The sequence below is a fragment of the Hydrogenophaga palleronii NBRC 102513 genome (genome assembly GCF_001571225.1).
Lineage (GTDB): Bacteria > Pseudomonadota > Gammaproteobacteria > Burkholderiales > Burkholderiaceae_C > Hydrogenophaga > Hydrogenophaga palleronii.
In genome coordinates this window covers 128320-146872 of sequence record NZ_BCTJ01000005.1, presented here as the reverse complement: position 1 = coordinate 146872, position 18553 = coordinate 128320, and the positions used below count along the sequence as shown (strand labels likewise).

Below are 18553 nucleotides of genomic sequence, written 5' to 3'. Positions count from 1 at the left end.
CGGCTCCTCAGGGCGTGCGTTGCAGCAACATGGCGTCGCCATAGCTGAAGAAGCGGTAGCGTTCTTCGATGGCGTGGGCGTAGAGCGCGCGGATGTGCTCGTAACCCGCGAAGGCACTCACCAGCATCATCAGGGTGGACTGCGGCAGGTGGAAGTTGGTGACCATCAGGTCCACCACGCGGAAACCGAAGCCGGGCGTGATGAAGATGTTGGTGTCGCCCTGTGCCTCGCCCGAGCGCGCCCAGCTCTCCAGCGTGCGCACGGTGGTCGTGCCCACCGCCACCACGCGCCCGCCGCGCGCGCGGCAGTCGGCGATGGCCTGCACCGTCTCGGACGGGATGGCGTAGCGCTCGTGGTGCATCACGTGGTCTTCAATGCGCCCGGCCTTCATGGGCGCGAAGGTGCCGGCGCCCACGTGCAGCGTGACGCTGGCGCGGCGCACACCGCGCGTGGCCAGCTCGGCCAGCACGGTTTCGTCGAAGTGCAAGGCGGCCGTGGGCGCGGCCACGGCGCCGGGCACGCGCGCGAACACGGTCTGGTAGCGGCGCTCGTCGTCGGCGTCGTCACCGTGGTCGATGTAGGGCGGCAGCGGCACGTGGCCGTGGCGCGCCATCAGCTCGTAAGGCGTTTCGTCCGCCGGGCCGTGCAGGCGGAAGCGGAACAGCTGGCCTTGTTCGTCCGGCCAGCGGCCGAGGTACACGGCATCAAAACCGCCGCGCCCCAGGCCACCGGCCATGTGCAGGCGGCCACCGGGTTGCGGCTTCTTGCTCACGCGCAGGTGGGCCACCACCTCGTGCGCCGTGCCGTCGCTGGCCTCGTGCGGCAGCAGCACGCGCTCGATCAGCATCTCCAGCTGACCGCCGCTGGCCTTCTGGCCGAACAGGCGAGCTTTCACCACTTGCGTGTCGTTGAACACCAGCAGATCGCCATCCTTCAGCAGCGCCGGCAGTTCGCGAAACACGCGGTCCACCGGGGCATCGGCACGGCCGTCGAGCAGGCGCGAGGCGCTGCGCTCCGCTGCGGGGTGCTGGGCGATCAGCTCGGGAGGCAGGTGGAAATCGAAGTCGGCGACGGTGAAGACGTGCGCAACGGTGTCGGGGGCAGAAGAGACGGTCATGCTGCTTGAGGGCCGAACAAGGCCCGTGCCAAGTGAAGGGGGAGGGGACGGATGAGAACCGGGCAGAATTGTCCCATGCCCGAAGCCACCCCCGCCCGCAAGCCCTTGTCCGCCCCGCAAAAGGCCTTGCACAAGCTCGGACTGGTGCGCGACATCGACCTCGCCCTGCACCTGCCGCTGCGCTACGAGGACGAAACCCGCATCGTCACGTTGCGCGGCGCGCGCGACGGTCAGCTGGCGCAGATCGAGGGCACGGTGACCAGCAGCGAGATCAGCTTTCGCCCGCGCCGCCAGCTGTTGGTGACGCTGGACGACGGCACCGACACTTGCACGCTGCGCTTCTTCACCTTCTACCCGGCGCACCAGAAAACCCTGGCGCTCGGTGCGCGGGTGCGCGCGCGCGGCGAGCTGCGCGGCGGCTTCCTGGGCTGGACCATGGTGCACCCGGCCTTCCAGGCCGCCGGGGGTGAACTGCCCGACGCGCTGACGCCGGTGTACCCCACCAGCGCGCAACTGCCGCAGGCCTACATCCGCAAGGCGGTGGCCAGCGGCGTCAAACGCGCCGACCTGAGCGAGACCCTGCCGCTCCCACTGCTCGACAGCCTGCAGGCCGTGCTGCGTGGCACCTGGTCGCTGCGCGACGCTCTGCAATACCTGCACCACCCGGGCGCGGACGTGTCGCTCGACGCGCTGGAGGACCGCAGTCACCCGGCCTGGCAGCGCCTCAAGGCCGAGGAGCTGCTGGCGCAGCAACTCTCGCAGTTCACCGCCCAGCAGGAGCGGGCCGCGTTGCACGCACCGGCCCTGCGCGCCACGCGGGGTGGCCTGCACGAACAACTGCTGGCCGCGCTGCCGTTTTCGCTCACGGGGGCACAACGCCGCGTGGGCGAAGAAATCGCGCGCGACCTGCAACGCCAGATTCCGATGCACCGGCTGCTGCAGGGCGATGTGGGATCGGGCAAGACGGTGGTGGCCGCGCTGGCCGCCGCCATCGCCATCGACGCCGGCTGGCAATGCGCGCTGATGGCGCCGACCGAAATCCTGGCCGAACAGCATTTCGCCAAACTCATCGGCTGGCTCGAACCCTTGCTCAAGCCGCTGGGCAAACGTGTGGCCTGGCTCACCGGCAGCCAGAAGAAAAAGCAGCGCACCGAGATGCTGGCCCTCATCGCCAGCGGCGAGGCCGCGCTGGTGGTGGGCACGCACGCGGTGATCCAGGAGCAGGTGGTGTTCAAGAACCTGGCCTTGGCCATCATCGACGAGCAGCACCGCTTCGGCGTGGCGCAGCGGCTGGCGCTGCGCAGCAAGGTCGGCATCGCCGCCGACGGCACCGAACAGGAGCCGCACCTGCTGATGATGACCGCCACGCCGATCCCGCGCACGCTCGCCATGAGCTATTACGCCGACCTGGATGTGTCCACCATCGACGAGCTGCCGCCCGGGCGCACGCCCATCGTTACCAAGGTGGTGGCCGACAGCCGCCGCGCCGAGGTGATCGAACGCATCCGCGGCCAGGTGGCGCAGGGCCGGCAGGTCTACTGGGTCTGCCCGCTGATCGAAGAAAGCGAAGCGCTCGACCTCTCCAACGCCACGGCCACGCACGCCGAACTGACGCAGGCGCTCAACAGCCTCCCCATGCCTTTCCGGCAAGACGTGTCCCTGTCCAAGGCCCCCGAGGGCCCGGCTCTGCCGGCCCAAGGGCGCGTTCCCCCTCCCAGCGCCGAAGGCGCGTCAGAGAGGGGGGAAGCCGCGCCTGCGGCGCAGGGGGGCGCTCCTGTACTCGTCGGCCTGCTGCACTCGCGCATGCCGGTGGCGGAGAAGAAGGCGGTGATGTCGTTGTTCACCGGCGGCCAGATGGGCGTGCTGGTGTCCACCACCGTGATCGAGGTCGGGGTGGACGTGCCCAATGCCTCCTTGATGGTGATCGAACACGCCGAGCGCTTCGGCCTCTCGCAACTGCATCAGCTGCGCGGGCGCGTCGGGCGCGGTGCGGCGGCCTCTGCCTGCGTGCTGATGTACACGCCGCCCGACCACGGCCGCCTCGGCGAAACCGCACGCGAGCGCCTCAAGGCCATGGCCGACACCAGCGACGGCTTCGAGATCGCGCGCCGCGACCTGGAAATCCGCGGCCCCGGCGAGTTCCTGGGCGCGCGCCAGTCGGGTGCGCCGCTGCTGCGTTTTGCCGACCTCGACACCGACGGCCACCTGCTCGACTGGGCACGCGAGGCCGCGCCGCTGATGCTGACCCGCTACCCGGCGCAGGCCGAGCAGCACATCGCGCGCTGGTTGGGTGGGCGTGCGGAGTTTCTGAAGGCTTAGGAGCGAAAGTCCAAGGAGATTTCGCCCCATGGCTTGACGCGAGACCTCGCTTTCAGGGGACGCACAGAAACTGCGCAGGACACGATTTCATTCAATCGCCAGACGCGACGTGCAGCCCAAACGCGCGGTCAAGCGCGATGCGGACCATCGCGTACCCAGATGTCGTTGGGTTCGATGGCGCATTCGTCTTCCACCCATTGGGGCCACTGCGGGATCTTGCTGGTTTGCATGGCGAACCAGCGGAAGAAGCTCTCCGGGAACGCGAACACTTGATACAGGCTCATGCCGAGCAAAGAGCCGTTTTCGTGCAGTGTCAGGCGCTCCCAGCCGAACGCCCAGCTCTCGCGTACCTTGTCGATGCCGGGCAGCATGATGAGCGGTGCCGGTTTGATGGCGTCGAGCACTTGGGCCGGACCTTCTTCCATGTAGCGGCGGAAGAACTCGAAGTGATTCTTCAATTTCTCTTCCCCCGGCTTTCCGGCGGTCGTCACGCTCAGGCCAAAGGTCTCCTTGACGGTGATCTTGTCTTCGTCCATCACGTGACCGGCAACAAACAGATCGTGTGTGCCGACGCCATGGCCGTAGATGGTCCAGTAGATGTTGTCCCAGCAGATCTTGAGCACGGTGCCATTGCGGCGGAAGACGTAGACCTGTCGGTTCTTGCGGTTGAAGCGGATGGGGTAGTGGGTGTAGGTGAAGGCGTCTCGGGTGAAGATGTAGATGGCAATGAAAAACAGTGCGGTTGCCATCAATAGCAGGAATGCAAGAACGTAGTCAAAAGGTTCCCCTTGCAATAAATCGGAGACCCCCATGACAAGTATGGTGCCGAAGAACGCCAAGAACGCTGCCCCTGCCATCGCCGTATACCCGCGCATGGCGTACCACTTGTCCACACACTCCACAAAGGTGTTGTTGAGTTTGATGAGCGAGAGTACATAGTGAGGTTTTGTGCCAGCCGGCGTCTTGATGCTGAAGCGGTGCTGTTGCTCGTGATCGTTGAGCGGGCGGTTCACCTTGAAGGGGAACGCCATGCCTGTGATATCAAGTGTGGACATGCTTGTTCCTCAGGCAAACGCCAGTTTGAGTTGTTCGGATTCTTCGGTGTGGGTTTTGTACTTCTCAGCCCCCGTGCCGAAGTGGGAGCGCATCAGCCACTCGTGCACTTTGTTGTCTTTGTTCTTCTCTATCCAGAACGTGATCGCTAGCAGAGCGATGACGGCCAGACCAACAAAGAGCCAGCCGATGGGGCCTAAGGCGCTGGCGAAGTAGAAGGCTACTGCCAAGCCTCCGCCCACAATGCCCGACGCGAGGTAAGCGTGAGAAAGGCCGGCATCCCCTTTTGCACCTTCTGATCTCCACTTCATCAAATCCACCCCTGCCACTGCCAAGCCCGCAACCAGTCCCGCGCGCTTTCCCCAGCGCAACAGCCCTTCCGGCCACGCCGACTGAGCCAGCCCCGGCGCATTGCGCAGTTTGACCTCTTGCACCTTCTGCAGCGCCAGCCCAGTGGCCTCGCCAAAGCTGCCGACGATGGCCATGGCGCCAAACCCGAGCTTGGCCGCTGCCTCGTTCTTCTCATGGCTCATGCCCTGCGTGTAGTCGCTCACCAACTTGGTGAAGTTGTAGCACTGCACGAGACCGATCATCACGTTGCCTGTGGCGTCGAACGCTTTGCTGGCCACCCCTCCCCTGAACGCACTGGCCTTGAGGCGTGGCAACTCGATGTCATGCCGCTGGGCCTTGGCCAGCTGGGCGGCCAGGGCGTCGCCTGTGAGCTGGCTGCCCGTCGCCGCGCGCACGGCAGAGCGGTCCAGCACCATCAGCCACTGGCGCTTGTCGGTGCCGTTCATGGGCAGGCCCTGCACCTCCAGCAGCTTCATCTCCGCCGCCACGGCTTTGCCCAGTTCGTTGTATGAGACCCTCATGTCCGGATCGATCTGCATGATGGATGCCATCATGTGCTGCACGAACTTGCCCCGATGGCCCACGGCTTCAATCCGCGTGAACTGTTGGCCCGAGACCGCCGCCACGGCGGCGATGGCGCGTGCGCCCGGTCCACCTTTGGCGAGTTCGCCCATGTTCTTGAACAGCGCACCGCCCACGCTCTGCAGCAGATCGGCCATGGCGGCGTGGCCGCCTGAGGGGAGTTTCTCCAGGCCGTCCTTGAAGAAGTCCACCAGCATGTCGGACGGGAAGGCGCGGCCATCGAGCGGCGCGGTGTCGGCCTTCTGGATTTCTTCGAGCAGCTTGTCCTGGTTGAACCCCAGGGCGCGCATGACGATGTTGTTTGCCGCGCCGGTCTCGCCTTGCTTGAGCCACTGCACATAGAGGCCGTAGCTCGGCTGCTTGTCGGCGGTGTGCCGGATCATGTGGGCGACGGTCGAGGTGTAGACCGCGCCACTGTCGAGATCCATGGTGTCGTAGTTGCAAGTTAAGTGGTTGACCATGCATTGGTGCTGCATCCAGCCCACGTGTGCGCGGGCCAGCGGCGCGATCTGCTCGGCGTCGAATTGTTTGAGGCTCTGGTTGTAGCTCTCCAGCCAGGCTTGGCTGGCCGCTGCGTTGAAGCGGGGCTTGCCGGTGCGGTCGTGGGTGTAGGTGTTCCATTTCGCATCGGCCACCTTCTGCAGCGATTGCGGCGTGTGCGTGCGCCAGCGTTCGGCCGTTGCGAGGTCTCCGCCGGTCCCCCACAGCGCGGGGTTTGGATTCCAGGCGCCGGGGCCTTCCTCTTCGCGCCGGGCGAGTTCCTCGCCGGCCAGGATTTCAGCGAGCTTGGCCTGTTCCTTCAGGGAAGACTCCAGGGTGGCAATGCTGCTGGCCGCGAAGCGGGGTTTGACCACCGATTCCTGGTTCATGAAGGTGACCTTGCGAACTTCCATGAGCGAAGCGATTTCCATCGCCAGTCCCACGGGGTCGTGCAACGCCACGATGGCCGCGCCGCCACCGGGGCGAACCTGTTCGACCGCCTGCAGCAGGCCCGGTGCCGTGTGCTGTCGGGTGTTGTAGGCGTGCGCGCCCCACTTGGCGAACTGAGGCGGCGCCGTGGTTTTGTCGAGCATGAACTCGGGCACGCGTTGTTCCACTTCTTCAAGCGGCGCCGTGTCTTTCTGGGGCGAGACCTTGCCGCCGCCGATGCTCACACATTTCATGTTCCTATGGCGGTGTGCCGCGTCCAGGTGTTGCGCGAAGATGCGATCGGTCCACTCCACGTCGCTGAAGGCAATCCAGACGTTGCCAGCGTGCTTGGCGTTGCGCACCGTGATGAGGCCGGCCAACGGTGCCGACCCATTGCGCGCACAGCGGAACTCGGTGACAGGTTTGTGCTGCGCCTTGAGGGCGCGGATGCGCGGGGGCAACTTGCTGAGGAAGCCATCGATGGTGACGAAGTACTCGTCCCAGTGGTTGCGCTTCTCGTCGAAGACATACACGTACCCACTGCGCAGCAGGCGCAGGCCGTAGTGGGCCGTGCTGCCCAAGGGCACTGCCTTGAGGTCGGCCGAGTCCATTGGGCCGCTGAGGCGTGGCGCATGGACATCGTTGGGCATCAAGGCATACCGCGTCAACAGGATGGGCAGGCCTGGCTTGGCGCAGGTCTCGCAGGGGTTGTCGCATATCTGGGGCTTGCTGCTCATTGTCGAATTCCTCCTCGCTGCGTGGGCGGTGGGCCTAGTGCCAACCAACTGCAATCGGGGAAAATATGCACCGGCCCGCACGGCGATACCCGGAGGGGTTCACAGCGGCGCTTGGTATCAGCTGCAGGCCACATGCGCTTGGGATGTGAGGCGACTCTGTTGTCTGGTGTTCAGAGCGATTCCGCTCCACAGACCATGCAACAGAGAAAGACCACAAGATCGGCGCAAAATAGCCACCCATGACGCTCACCGAACTCAAGTACATCGTGGCCGTGGCGCGCGAAAGGCATTTCGGCAAAGCCGCCGAGGCCTGCTACGTGTCGCAGCCCACACTGTCGGTGGCCATCAAGAAACTCGAAGAAGAGCTTGAACTCAAGATCTTCGAGCGCAATGCGAGCGAGATTGCGGTCACGCCGCTGGGCGAAGAGATCGTGCGCCAGGCCCAGACCGTGCTGGAGCAGGCCGCCGCCATCAAGGAAATCGCCAAGCGCGGCAAGGACCCGCTGGCCGGCCCGCTGCGCCTGGGCGTGATCTACACCATCGGCCCCTACCTGCTGCCCGACCTGGTGCGCCACGTGATCGACCGCACGCCGCAGATGCCGCTGATGCTGCAGGAGAACTTCACCGTCAAGCTGCTGGAGCAACTGCGCCTGGGCGAGATCGACTGCGCCATCCTGGCCGAGCCCTTCCCCGACGCCAACCTGGCGATCGCGCCGCTCTACGACGAGCCCTTTCTGGCCGCCGTACCGCACACCCACCCGCTGTCGAAGCAGGAGCACATCACCAACGACGAGCTCAAGCGCGAGACCATGCTGCTGCTCGGCACCGGCCACTGCTTCCGAGACCACGTGCTCGAGGTCTGCCCCGAGTTCGCGCGTTTCTCGAACGACGCCGAAGGCATCCGCAAGAGCTTCGAGGGTTCGTCGCTGGAGACCATCAAACACATGGTGGCCGCCGGCATGGGCGTGACCCTGGTGCCCCGCCTGTCGGTGCCCTCGTCGGCGCTGGAGGGTTCGCCCACGCCCGGCCAGGATTTTGGCGACTCGTCCTACGTGCGTTACCTGCCCTTCAAGGGCGAAGCGCCCACGCGGCGCGTGGTGCTGGCCTGGCGGCGCAGCTTCACGCGCTACGAGGCCATCGCCGAACTGCGCAATGCCATCTACGCCTGCGAACTACCGGGCGTGAAACGTTTGTCATAGTCTCGTTTCTCTCAGTCCTTTTTTCAGCCCCTTTCCCCATCCGCCATTCCAAAGGAGTTCCCATGGCCAAAGCCCGAAGCACCCCCTCTCGCAGCGCCGCTGGCAAAACCCCCGCCGCCGTGCGCGCTCTTTCGATCAACATCGGCATCGGCGAGAAAGACCGTGCGGCCATCGCCAAAGGTTTGTCCAAGCTGCTGGCCGACACCTACACGCTGTACCTGACCACGCACAACTTCCACTGGAACGTGACCGGGCCGATGTTCACCTCGCTGCACACCATGTTCATGACGCAGTACACCGAGCTGTGGAACGCGGTTGACCCGGTGGCCGAACGCATCCGTTCGCTCGGCCACGCCGCGCCCGGTAGCTACGCGCAGTTCGGCAAGCTGAGCTCGGTGCCCGACGTGCCGGTTGTGCCGCCGAAGGCGCTGGAGATGGTGCGCATCCTGGTGGAAGGCCACGAAGCCGTGGCACGCACCGCGCGTGAACTGTTCCCGGTGGTGGACAAGGCCGGCGACGAACCCACGGCCGACCTGCTGACCCAGCGCCTGACGGTGCACGAGCAGACCGCGTGGATGCTGCGCTCGCTGCTCGAGGCCTGAACAAGGGTTGACCACCCCCGCGCCGCGCCTGCGGCGCGTCACCCCCTCAAGGGGGCAATGCCTGCGGCCCGGCGAAGCCGGTTCCGCGGCATGTCTGGATGAGGCACCTCGCTCGCACGTTGTTCTGTTTCTCGTCCCATCATGTCGGCTGCTGCTCCTTCCTCTTCCTCTTCCTCTTCTCCACCGCCCATGCCTTCGCGTCTGTCGCTCTACCTCGACCTGATCCGCTGGAACCGGCCTGCCGGCTGGCTGTTGCTGCTGTGGCCGTCGCTGGCCGCGCTGTGGGTGGCGGCGGACGGTTTCCCGGGCTGGCACCTGTTGCTGGTGTTCGTGCTCGGCACCATCCTCATGCGCAGCGCTGGCTGCTGCATCAACGATGTGGCCGACCGCGAGTTCGACAAACACGTCAAGCGCACCGTGCAGCGGCCCGTCACCAGCGGGCGCATCGGCGTGACGGAAGCCTTGATGGTGGGCGCCGTGCTGGCGTTCGTGGCTTTCCTGCTGGTGCTGACGACCAACTTCTCGACCATCGCCTGGTCCTTCGCGGCGCTGCTGATCACGCTGGCCTACCCCTACGCCAAGCGCCATGTCTCGATGCCGCAGGCGGTGCTGGGCGTGGCCTTCAGCTTCGGCATTCCGATGGCGTTTTCCGCTGTGCTGGCCGGGCCACCGCTGGAGTTGCTGCAGCCGTCCGCGGGCGGGCTTGAGTTGACACCGGCCGGCCTGTGGCACGCCATCGACGGCAGCGTGCCGGCCCTGGCCTGGTGGCTGATGCTCGGCAACCTGTTCTGGGTGCTGGCCTACGACACCGAATACGCCATGGTCGACCGCGACGACGACCTGCGCATCGGCATGAAAACCTCGGCCATCACCCTGGGCCGCGCGGACGTGGCCGCCGTCACCGGCTTCTACCTGGTGTTCCTCGCCATCTGGACGGCAATGCTGTGGACCCGCGTGAATCCCTGGGTCTGGGGCACCATGCTGCTGGTGGCGCTGGCCCAGGTGGTGTGGCACTACAGCCTGATCAAGGACCGTACGCGCGAAGGCTGCTTCAAGGCCTTCCGGCTGAACCACTGGCTGGGGTTCACGGTGTTTGTGGGGGTGGTGGTCGGCTTGGTTTGAAACGAGGAGCTGCAGCGTTACGCGGCGAAGGTAGCCCCCAGTAGCGCCTCGTGAGCATCAAATGCTCATCGCCAAGCATCACAGTGGATCTGACCCGAAGTCGCTTGGTCTGTACTGACCGCTCTTGATTCGTGCGAGGCGTTCTTCTTTGACGTTTAGTCCGTCCCTGAGAAGGTACAGAAGTGATATGGCGCCGGTATCGTCCGGCCCTGTGCTGAAGAGGCTGTTCGAATTCAGGAAGTGTTGAGAAACGACGTTCAAAACGCCTTCGAGTGCGGCGAGTGCCTCCTTCACTGCGAGGCGAGATGCCGGTGCAAGGGGGAGAGCACTTTGGCCGAGCGCCAGATCAAGGTCGAGGTGGGCCAGCCGTCGATTGCGTGAGTCTCTGGCGAAACCGCAAGCCTTGAGCGCAATGTCGATGGCATCCGTCGTACTTGCCTCGATGGCGGATCCCGTGAGAGCCATAGCGAGGCGGCAGATGCTGAGATTTTCCTTGCCGAACGATCTGGGAGAGTCGGTCAGTCGTGCGAGGTGCAGAAGCACGTCGTCCCATAACGTGTCTTGCACCGTGCCAATGAACGAGGGCGCTGCTCGGTTGAGTAAGTCGATGCGCTCAGGGCTCGTGCCAAACAGGGCTACATACTCTGTCCACTTACAGTGGATCCGGGCGACTTGCTGCCAAAGCTCTGCGTAGAGCGACCCCACCTCCGGCCCCATCTTGGCGACATATTCAACTTTGGCTTCTTCGGCCGTTAGCTCGAATCCCGACATTGATGACTCCTCAGTTTGAATCTGGTTTCAGTCGGCGCCGGCCCGGCCCTTGACGTCGCGGTCCAGTACCCGTGTCTCGATTGCGGTTTGGGCACTACTTCCCGAATTCGCGCCCCAGCTCCTCAGCCCGCTTCTGCGCCGCAAACAGCGCGTCTTCAAACTTCGCCTTCACACCCGCTTCGTTCATGGCCGTGAGCGCGGCGTAGGTCGTGCCGCCCTTCGACGTGACGCGTTCGCGCAGAACTTGCGGTGGATCGTCCGAGCGCTGCGCCAGCGTGGATGCCCCGACGAAGGTGCCGACCGCGAGCTGGTACGCCACCTCGGGCGGCAACCCCATGCGGGCGCCCGCGTCGCGCATGGCTTCGAGGAAATAGAAGACGTAGGCCGGGCCTGAGCCGGACAGGGCGGTGACGGCGTCGAGTTGTTGTTCTTCCTGCACCCAGACCAGTTCGCCGGTGGTGCGCACCACGGCTTCGACCAGCGCGCGGTCGGCCTCGTTGGCGCCGGTGCGGGCGAACAGGCCGGTCATGCCCAGGCCGACCAGGGCCGGGGTGTTGGGCATGGCGCGCACGATGCGCTGGGTCTGCAGCCAGCCGGCGATGCTCTCGCTGGTGATGCCGGCGGCCACGCTCAGGTGCAATGCGCCAACCAGGTGCGGCTGGCTGGTGAGCGCGGCTTCCTTGAAGGTCTGCGGTTTCACCGCCCACACCACCAGCCCGGACGGCTGCAGCGCCGGGCCGGCCTGCGGCAGCACGGTCACGCCGGGGAACTGCAATGCGAGCTTCGCGCGCTGCTCGTCCCAGGGTTCGACGATCTGGAGGCGCTCGGCCGGGTGGCCCTGGCGCAGCAGGCCGCCGACGATGGCGCTGGCCATGTTGCCGCCGCCGATGAAGGTGATGGTGGGAGGGGTGGATGTGTTCATGCGCCGATTGTCGCCCGAGGCCTGGAGGCGGGAGGCGGGCGGCGTGGCTTCTCCGGCGCGAAGTGCCTGGTTCCAGAGGCACCGAGGAACCGGCTCCGCCGAGCCTCAGGTGCCGCCCCCTTGGGGGGTGACGCGCAGCGGCGCGGGGGGAGGCGGCTTCTACCCCGCGACGGTTTGACGCACCGCGTGTTCCCAACGCGCCTTTTTCTCGGCCGCAACCTCGGGCGCCATCGTGGGGTGGAAGGTGTGCTCGGCGCGCCACTGTTTCGCCAGTTCGTCGAGCCCGCCGTACACGCCGCTGTGCAGACCGGCGAGGTAGGCCGCGCCGAGGGCGGTGGTTTCGATGACGGCGGGGCGCACCACCGGAATGCCGAGCAGGTCGGCCTGGAACTGCATCAGCAGGTCGTTGACGCAGGCGCCGCCGTCCACCCGCAGCTCGCGCACCGGCACGCCGCCCGCGGCCACCGCGTCGCGGCCCATGGCGTCGAGCAGGGCCGCGCTCTGGAAGGCGATGCTCTCCAGTGCCGCGCGCGCGATGTGGGCGATGGTGGTGCCGCGGGTCAGGCCGGTGATGCTGCCGCGTGCATCGGGTTGCCAGTAGGGCGCGCCCAGGCCGGTGAAGGCGGGCACCAGCACCACGCCGCCGGCGTCGGGCACGCTCTCGGCGAGCGCCTGCACCTCGCTGCTGGATTCGATGGCGCGCAGGCCGTCGCGCAGCCACTGCACCACCGCGCCACCGATGAACACGCTGCCCTCCAGCGCGTATTGCGGTGCGCCCGCGGGCTGTGCGGTGGCGGTGGTGATGAGGCCGTTCTCGCTGACCTGGAAACGCTCGCCGGTGTGCATGAGCATGAAGCAGCCGGTGCCATAGGTGTTCTTCGCCATGCCGGCGTTGAAGCAGGCCTGGCCGAAGAGGGCGCTTTGCTGGTCGCCCGCCACGCCGCCAATCTCCAGCGGCACGCCGAGCCACTCGGGCTGCAGGCGGCCGAAGGCGGCGCTGGACGGCAGCACCTCGGGCATCAGGCTTTTCGGCACATCCAGCAGCGCCAGCAGTTCGTCGTCCCACTCGCGGGTGTGCACGTTGAACAGCATGGTGCGCGAGGCGTTGCTCACGTCGGTGACGTGGCGGCCGCCGCCGACGAGCTGCCAGATCAGCCAGCTGTCCACCGTGCCGAAGGCGAGTTCGCCGCGCTCGGCCTGGGCGCGTGCACCGGGCACGTTGTCCAGCAGCCACTTGAGTTTGGTGGCGGAGAAGTACGCGTCGATGCGCAGGCCGGTTTTCTGCAGCACGCTGTCGCTCATGCCGCGCTCGCGCAACTCGGCGCAGGTGTTCTCGGCGCGCCGGTCCTGCCAGACGATGGCGTTGTGCACCGGCTCGCCGGTCTTGCGGTTCCACAGCAGCGTGGTCTCGCGCTGGTTGGTGATGCCCACCGCCCGGATCTGTCCGGCGCTCAGGCTGGCTTTCTTCAGCGCTTCGCGCGCGGTCTCCAGCTGGGTCTGCCAGATTTCTATCGGGTCGTGCTCGACCCAGCCGGGTTGCGGGTAGATCTGGCGGAACTCGCGCTGCGCCATGCTGACCACGCGGCCTTCGCGGTCGAACACGATGCTGCGCGAGCTGGAGGTGCCCTGGTCGAGGGCGAGCAGGTAGGTGCTGGTCATGGGGTTGTCCGCAGGAAGGGGTTCAGGGGTTGTCGCTCTCGGCGGCGCGGGCGTGCACGCACTCCACATTGGCCAGCGCCAGCAGCTCGCCGAAGGGGGCGGGCGGCGGCAGGTCGGTGAAGACCACGTCGATGTCGTCCAGCCGCGCCAGCTCCACCATGGCGGGCCGGTTGAACTTGCTGTGGTCTGCCACCAGCCAGACCTCGCGCGACTGCTCGACGATGGCGCGTGCCACCTTGACCTCGCGGTAGTCGAAGTCGCGCAGCGTGCCGTCGGCCTCGATGCCGCTGATGCCGATCAGCGCGATGTCGACGCGGAACTGGCGCATGAAGTCCACCGTGGCTTCGCCCACGATGCCCTGGTCGGCACCGCGCACCAGGCCGCCGGCAACGATCACCTCGCAGTCGGGGTTGGTGCTCATCAGCGAGGCGATGTGCAGGTTGTTGGTGATCACGCGCAGGCCGCGGTGGTGCTGCAGCTCGCGCGCCACGGCCTCGATGGTGGTGCCGATGTTCATGATCAGCGAGCAGCCGTTGGGCACGCGCCGGGCCACGGCGCGCGCGATGCGCGTCTTGGCCTCGGCCTGCATGGCCTGGCGCTGGCGGTAGGCGAAGTTCTCGGTGGTCGAGCCGGGCAGGCGCACGCCACCGTGGAAGCGCGAGAGCAGGCCGGCTTCGGCCAGGCGTTGCACGTCGCGGCGCACGGTTTGCAGGGTGACGCCAAAACGCTCGGCCAGGGCGTCGATGGTTCTCGGGCCGTGGGCGCGCACTTCGTCGAGCAGCTGGGTGTGGCGGGGGGTCAGGTTCATGAAAACAGGGGGCTGGGACAAGGGTGCATCCCGAACATAACGGAATTTATTTCGCGCTCAGGCAGGGTAAATACCGAATAAAAAGGAACAAAAGCGAACTCAATAATCGCCAAAACGAATCAACACCTGTGGTCGGGTGAACGCTTTTTCAGACGGGATCCGCATGTTGCTGTCACTGGAAAACGTGGGCAAGAGCGTGGGGCGAGAGACCCACCTCCACCCTTTGAGCCTGAGCCTGGCACCCGGGGCGGTGACGGTGCTGCTGGGCGCCACGCAGGCCGGCAAGACCAGCCTGATGCGCGTGATGGCGGGGCTCGACCCGGCCAGTGCCGGCCGCGTGCTGGCCGACGGGGTGGACGTGACGCGGGTGCCGGTGCGCCAGCGCAACGTGGCCATGGTCTACCAGCAGTTCGTCAACTACCCCTCGATGACGGTGGCGCAGAACATCGCCTCGCCGATGCGCCTGCGCGGCGAGCGCGACGTGGACCAGCGCGTGCGCGAACTGGCCGGCCGGCTGCACATCGAGATGTTCCTGGACCGCCTGCCGGCCGAGCTCTCGGGCGGGCAGCAACAGCGCGTGGCGCTGGCCCGCGCGCTGGCCAAGCAGGCGCCGCTCATGTTGTTCGACGAGCCGCTGGTGAACCTGGACTACAAGCTGCGCGAGGAGCTGCGCGAGGAACTCACGCATCTGTTTGCCACCAGCGACGCCACCGTGGTTTACGCCACCACCGAACCCGCGGAAGCTCTGCTGCTGGGTGGCCACACCGCGGTGCTGGATGCCGGCGAACTGCTGCAGTACGGCCCGACGGCCGAGGTGTTCCATGCACCGCAGAGCATCCGCGTGGCGCGCGCCTTCAGCGACCCGCCGATGAACCTGATTCCGGCCGACGCACTGGCCGACGGCGTGCGCGTGCCGGGCGGCGCGGTCTGGCCGGTGGCCTTGCCGCCGAACGCACCGGCGCGGCTGGTGCTGGGCGTGCGCGCGGGTGGCCTGCGGGTGCTCGGCCGGCCCGGCGACATCGCGATGGCCGGGCGCGTCGAGCTGGCGGAAATCGCCGGTTCCGACACCTTCGTGCACGTGCACAGCGAGGTCGGTGAACTGGTGGCCCAGCTCACCGGCGTGCACGACTGCGCGCTGGGCGAGCCGATCACGCTGTACCTGCAGCCGGGCGCCCTGTTTGTGTTTGACGCCGAGGGCCCGCTGGTGCGGGCGCCGGCACGGCCCGGGAGGACTGGCTGATGGCGCGCATCGAACTCGACCTGGCGCACGCCTACAAGCCGAAACCGCAGGCGGACGAGGACTACGCGCTGCTGCCGCTGAAGATGAGCTTCGAGGACGGCGGCGCCTATGCGCTGCTCGGCCCCTCGGGTTGCGGCAAGACGACCATGCTCAACATCATCTCGGGCCTGCTGGCGCCCTCGCACGGTACGGTGCGCTTCAACGGGCAGGACGTGACGCGGCAGAGCCCGCAGCAGCGCAACATCGCCCAGGTGTTCCAGTTCCCGGTGATCTACGACACCATGACGGTGGCGCAGAACCTGGCGTTTCCGCTGCGCAACCGCAAGGTGGCCGAGGCCGACATCCGGGCGCGCGTGGGCCGCATCGCCGAGATGCTGGAGATGAGCCACCAGCTCGACATGCGCGCGGCCGGCCTCTCGGCCGACCAGAAACAGAAGATCTCGCTCGGCCGCGGCCTCGTGCGCTCGGACGTGTCGGCAGTGCTGTTCGACGAACCGCTGACGGTGATCGACCCGCACCTCAAGTGGCAGCTGCGGCGCAAGCTCAAGCAGATCCACCACGAGCTCAAACTGACCCTGATCTACGTCACGCACGACCAGGTGGAGGCGCTCACCTTTGCCGACGAAGTGGTGGTGATGACACGCGGCCGCGCGGTGCAGGTGGGTTCGGCCGAGGCTTTGTTCGAGCGGCCGGCGCACACCTTCGTCGGCCACTTCATCGGGTCACCCGGCATGAACTTCCTGCCCGCCACCAGCCTGCGCGGCGGCCTGCTGGTGCTCGACGCGCCACTGGCCCTGAACGGCTCGCGGCCGCTGCCGGAGGGTGAGCTCAAGCTCGGCATCCGGCCCGAATACCTGGCGCTCGGGCATGCGGGCGAGGCCAACACCGTGCCCGCCACGGTGACGCGCGTGCAGGACATCGGCACCTACGTGATGGTGAGCTGCGAAGCCGGCGGCCACCCGCTCAAGTGCCGGCTCGCGCCGGAAGCCGAGGCACCGTTGGCCGGCGAAACCGTGCACCTGCGCCTGCTGGGTCAGCACACCTGCTTCTACCAAAACGAGGTCCTCGTCGCATGAGCACCACCACCAAACCCGTGAACCAGAAGGCCTGGTGGCTTGTGCTGCCGGTGATCCTCTGCGTGGCCTTCTCCGCCGTGCTGCCGCTGATGACGGTGGTGAACTACTCGGTGCAGGACGTGCTGTCGCCCGACCGCCGCGTGTTCGTCGGCACCGAGTGGTTCGTGGCCGTGATGCGCGACAGCGAGCTGCACCTGGCGCTGTGGCGGCAGATCCAGTTTTCGCTCGCGGTGCTGCTGGTGGAGATTCCGCTCGGCATCGCGCTGGCGCTCTCGATGCCGGCGCAGGGCTGGAAGTCTTCTGCGGTGCTGGTGCTGGTGGCGCTGTCGCTGCTGATTCCCTGGAACGTGGTCGGCACCATCTGGCAGATCTTCGGCCGTGCCGACATCGGCCTGCTGGGTTATTTTCTGCAGTGGGTCGGCATGGACTACAGCTACACCGGCAACCCCACCCATGCCTGGTGGACGGTGCTGATCATGGACGTGTGGCACTGGACGCCGCTGGTGGCGCTGCTGGCCTTTGCCGGTCTGCGCAGCATTCCGGATGCCTACTACCAGGCCGCCAGCATCGACGGCGCCAGCAAGTGGGCGGTGTTCCGCTACATCCAGCTGCCCAAGATGCGCGGCGTGCTGATGATTGCGGTGCTGCTGCGCTTCATGGACAGCTTCATGATCTACACCGAGCCCTTCGTGCTCACCGGCGGCGGCCCCGGCAACGCCACCACCTTCCTCTCGCAGTACCTCACCACCAAGGCCGTCGGCCAGTTCGACCTCGGCCCGGCGGCGGCGTTCTCGCTGATCTATTTCCTCATCATCCTGCTGTTCTGTTTCGTGCTCTACAACTGGATGCAGAGCCTCGGCACGTCGGAGAAGGAGCAGGGCCATGGATAACAGACGGTTCCGCAAGAGGACGCTGTTCCTCATCGCCTACCTGGTCTTTGCCCTGTTGCCCATCTACTGGATGGTCAACATGAGCTTCAAGACCAACCAGGAAATCCTGTCCACCTTCACGCTCTGGCCGGCCGAGTTCACCTGGGCCAACTACCGCACCATCTTCACTGACCCGTCGTGGTACTCGGGCTACATCAACAGCCTGATCTACGTCGGCATCAACACGGTGATCTCGTTGGTGGTGGCGCTGCCCGCGGCGTATGCGTTCTCGCGCTACCGCTTCCTGGGCGACAAGCACGTGTTCTTCTGGCTGCTCACCAACCGCATGACGCCACCTGCGGTGTTCCTGCTGCCGTTCTTCCAGCTCTACACCACGCTCGGCCTGATGGACACGCACATCGCCGTGGCCATGGCGCACCTGCTGTTCAACGTGCCGCTGGCGGTGTGGATTCTGGAAGGCTTCATGAGCGGCATTCCGCGCGAGATCGACGAGACGGCCTACATCGACGGCTACAGCTTCCCGCGTTTCTTCTTCACCATCTTCCTGCCGCTCATCAAGGCCGGCGTGGGCGTGGCGGCGTTCTTCTGCTTCATGTTCAGCTGGGTCGAGCTGCTGCTGGCGCGCACGCTGACCAGTGTGAACGCCAAACCCATCGTCGCGACCATGACGCGCACCGTGAGCGCCAGCGGCATGGACTGGGCCACGCTGGCCGCGGCCGGCGTGCTCACCATCGTGCCTGGCGCGATCGTGATCTGGTTCGTGCGCCACTACATCGCCAAGGGCTTTGCCATGGGGAGGGTCTGACATGTTCAGCTGGATGGTCTGGACCACGCCCGTGGCTCTGTTCTTCTCCTTCATCGGACTGCTGCTGGCCGGCATGACGGTGTGGGAGATCAAGTCGCCGACGGTGGCGCGCAAGGGCTTCCTGCCGCTGGTCACCACGCGCGGCGACCGGCTCTTCATCGGCCTGCTCGGTGCGGCCTACATCCATCTGGCTTTCGTCGGCATGGCGGGCTGGTTTGCCGAGTGGTTCTCGCTCGAGCAGGAGCCCAGCATCTGGATTGCGGTGGCGATTGCCGTCGCCTGGCTGCTGCTGGTGATGCGAAAAGGCTGACGCCGCAGGCCGGTCTTTGTTTTTGTCTTCGCTATTCGGCCCGTTGCTTCCCCGGGGCCGAGATCTGTCACCGACCGGGGG

At 66.2% G+C, this 18553-nt stretch carries 16 protein-coding genes; 9 read left to right on the top strand and 7 right to left on the bottom strand.

Annotation, left to right across the window (positions count from 1 at the left end; genetic code table 11):
* Positions 1-7 precede the first annotated feature (7 nt).
* Complete coding sequence (gene queA / locus HPA01S_RS06265) at positions 8-1117, bottom strand: tRNA preQ1(34) S-adenosylmethionine ribosyltransferase-isomerase QueA (protein WP_066267929.1); 1110 nt, start codon at positions 1115-1117, stop codon at positions 8-10.
* A gap of 75 nt (positions 1118-1192) precedes the next feature.
* Between queA and HPA01S_RS06260 the strand changes: the two genes are divergently transcribed.
* Positions 1193-3436 carry an ATP-dependent DNA helicase RecG gene (locus HPA01S_RS06260; protein ID WP_066267927.1) on the top strand — a complete coding sequence of 748 codons (2244 nt, stop codon included), beginning with the start codon at positions 1193-1195 and terminating at the stop codon, positions 3434-3436.
* A 128-nt stretch (positions 3437-3564) separates the two neighbouring features.
* On the opposite strand, the gene HPA01S_RS06255 is transcribed toward HPA01S_RS06260, so the two are convergent.
* Together HPA01S_RS06255 and HPA01S_RS06250 are read right to left on the bottom strand one after the other, a co-directional pair.
* The gene (locus HPA01S_RS06255; protein WP_157084912.1) at positions 3565-4491 is read right to left on the bottom strand and encodes a DUF6708 domain-containing protein; all 927 of its coding nucleotides are present in this window, start codon (positions 4489-4491) and stop codon (positions 3565-3567) included.
* A gap of 9 nt (positions 4492-4500) precedes the next feature.
* On the bottom strand, positions 4501-7068 hold the full coding sequence (locus HPA01S_RS06250) for a T6SS effector BTH_I2691 family protein (RefSeq protein WP_066267924.1): 2568 nt from the start codon (positions 7066-7068) through the stop codon (positions 4501-4503).
* A gap of 239 nt (positions 7069-7307) precedes the next feature.
* On the opposite strand from HPA01S_RS06250, the gene HPA01S_RS06245 reads away from it, so the two are divergent.
* The 3 genes from HPA01S_RS06245 (at position 7308) to HPA01S_RS06235 (ending at position 9991) form a co-directional block, all read left to right on the top strand.
* Entirely contained in the window at positions 7308-8267 is a 960-nt protein-coding gene (locus HPA01S_RS06245; protein WP_066267923.1) for a hydrogen peroxide-inducible genes activator, read from the top strand.
* Between the two features lie 62 nt (positions 8268-8329).
* Entirely contained in the window at positions 8330-8869 is a 540-nt protein-coding gene (locus HPA01S_RS06240; RefSeq protein ID WP_066267921.1) for a Dps family protein, read from the top strand.
* A 189-nt stretch (positions 8870-9058) separates the two neighbouring features.
* Positions 9059-9991 (top strand): 4-hydroxybenzoate octaprenyltransferase, encoded by a 933-nt coding sequence (locus HPA01S_RS06235; protein WP_084360498.1) that lies wholly within the window; start codon positions 9059-9061, stop codon positions 9989-9991.
* 78 nt (positions 9992-10069) lie between these two features.
* Here the strand turns inward: HPA01S_RS06235 and HPA01S_RS06230 are convergent, their stop codons facing one another.
* From HPA01S_RS06230 to HPA01S_RS06215, 4 genes are all read right to left on the bottom strand, one after another.
* On the bottom strand, positions 10070-10762 hold the full coding sequence (locus tag HPA01S_RS06230) for an AbiU2 domain-containing protein (protein WP_066267916.1): 693 nt from the start codon (positions 10760-10762) through the stop codon (positions 10070-10072).
* Between the two features lie 94 nt (positions 10763-10856).
* The gene (gene proC / locus HPA01S_RS06225; RefSeq protein WP_066267913.1) at positions 10857-11684 is read right to left on the bottom strand and encodes a pyrroline-5-carboxylate reductase; all 828 of its coding nucleotides are present in this window, start codon (positions 11682-11684) and stop codon (positions 10857-10859) included.
* A gap of 159 nt (positions 11685-11843) precedes the next feature.
* On the bottom strand, positions 11844-13343 hold the full coding sequence (gene glpK, locus HPA01S_RS06220; protein ID WP_066267911.1) for a glycerol kinase GlpK: 1500 nt from the start codon (positions 13341-13343) through the stop codon (positions 11844-11846).
* 22 nt (positions 13344-13365) lie between these two features.
* Entirely contained in the window at positions 13366-14151 is a 786-nt protein-coding gene (locus tag HPA01S_RS06215; protein ID WP_066267910.1) for a DeoR/GlpR family DNA-binding transcription regulator, read from the bottom strand.
* Positions 14152-14314: 163 nt separating this feature from the next.
* Between HPA01S_RS06215 and HPA01S_RS06210 the strand changes: the two genes are divergently transcribed.
* The 5 genes from HPA01S_RS06210 to HPA01S_RS06190 are packed head-to-tail and all read left to right on the top strand — an operon-like array spanning position 14315 to position 18472.
* The gene (locus HPA01S_RS06210; protein ID WP_066267908.1) at positions 14315-15391 is read left to right on the top strand and encodes an ABC transporter ATP-binding protein; all 1077 of its coding nucleotides are present in this window, start codon (positions 14315-14317) and stop codon (positions 15389-15391) included.
* Positions 15391-16467, top strand: a complete 1077-nt coding sequence (locus HPA01S_RS06205; RefSeq protein ID WP_066267906.1) for an ABC transporter ATP-binding protein — start codon at positions 15391-15393, stop codon at positions 16465-16467. The genes HPA01S_RS06210 and HPA01S_RS06205 overlap by 1 nt, the downstream gene beginning before the upstream one ends.
* Positions 16464-17357, top strand: coding sequence for a carbohydrate ABC transporter permease (locus HPA01S_RS06200; protein WP_066267904.1), 894 nt, complete (start codon positions 16464-16466; stop codon positions 17355-17357). Before HPA01S_RS06205 ends, HPA01S_RS06200 begins: the two co-directional genes overlap by 4 nt.
* Positions 17350-18162: a carbohydrate ABC transporter permease gene (locus HPA01S_RS06195; protein WP_066267902.1), complete on the top strand. Its 813-nt coding sequence runs from the start codon at positions 17350-17352 to the stop codon at positions 18160-18162. The genes HPA01S_RS06200 and HPA01S_RS06195 overlap by 8 nt, the downstream gene beginning before the upstream one ends.
* Before the next feature lies 1 nt (position 18163).
* Positions 18164-18472: a DUF2160 domain-containing protein gene (locus HPA01S_RS06190; protein ID WP_066267900.1), complete on the top strand. Its 309-nt coding sequence runs from the start codon at positions 18164-18166 to the stop codon at positions 18470-18472.
* Positions 18473-18553: the final 81 nt, after the last annotated feature.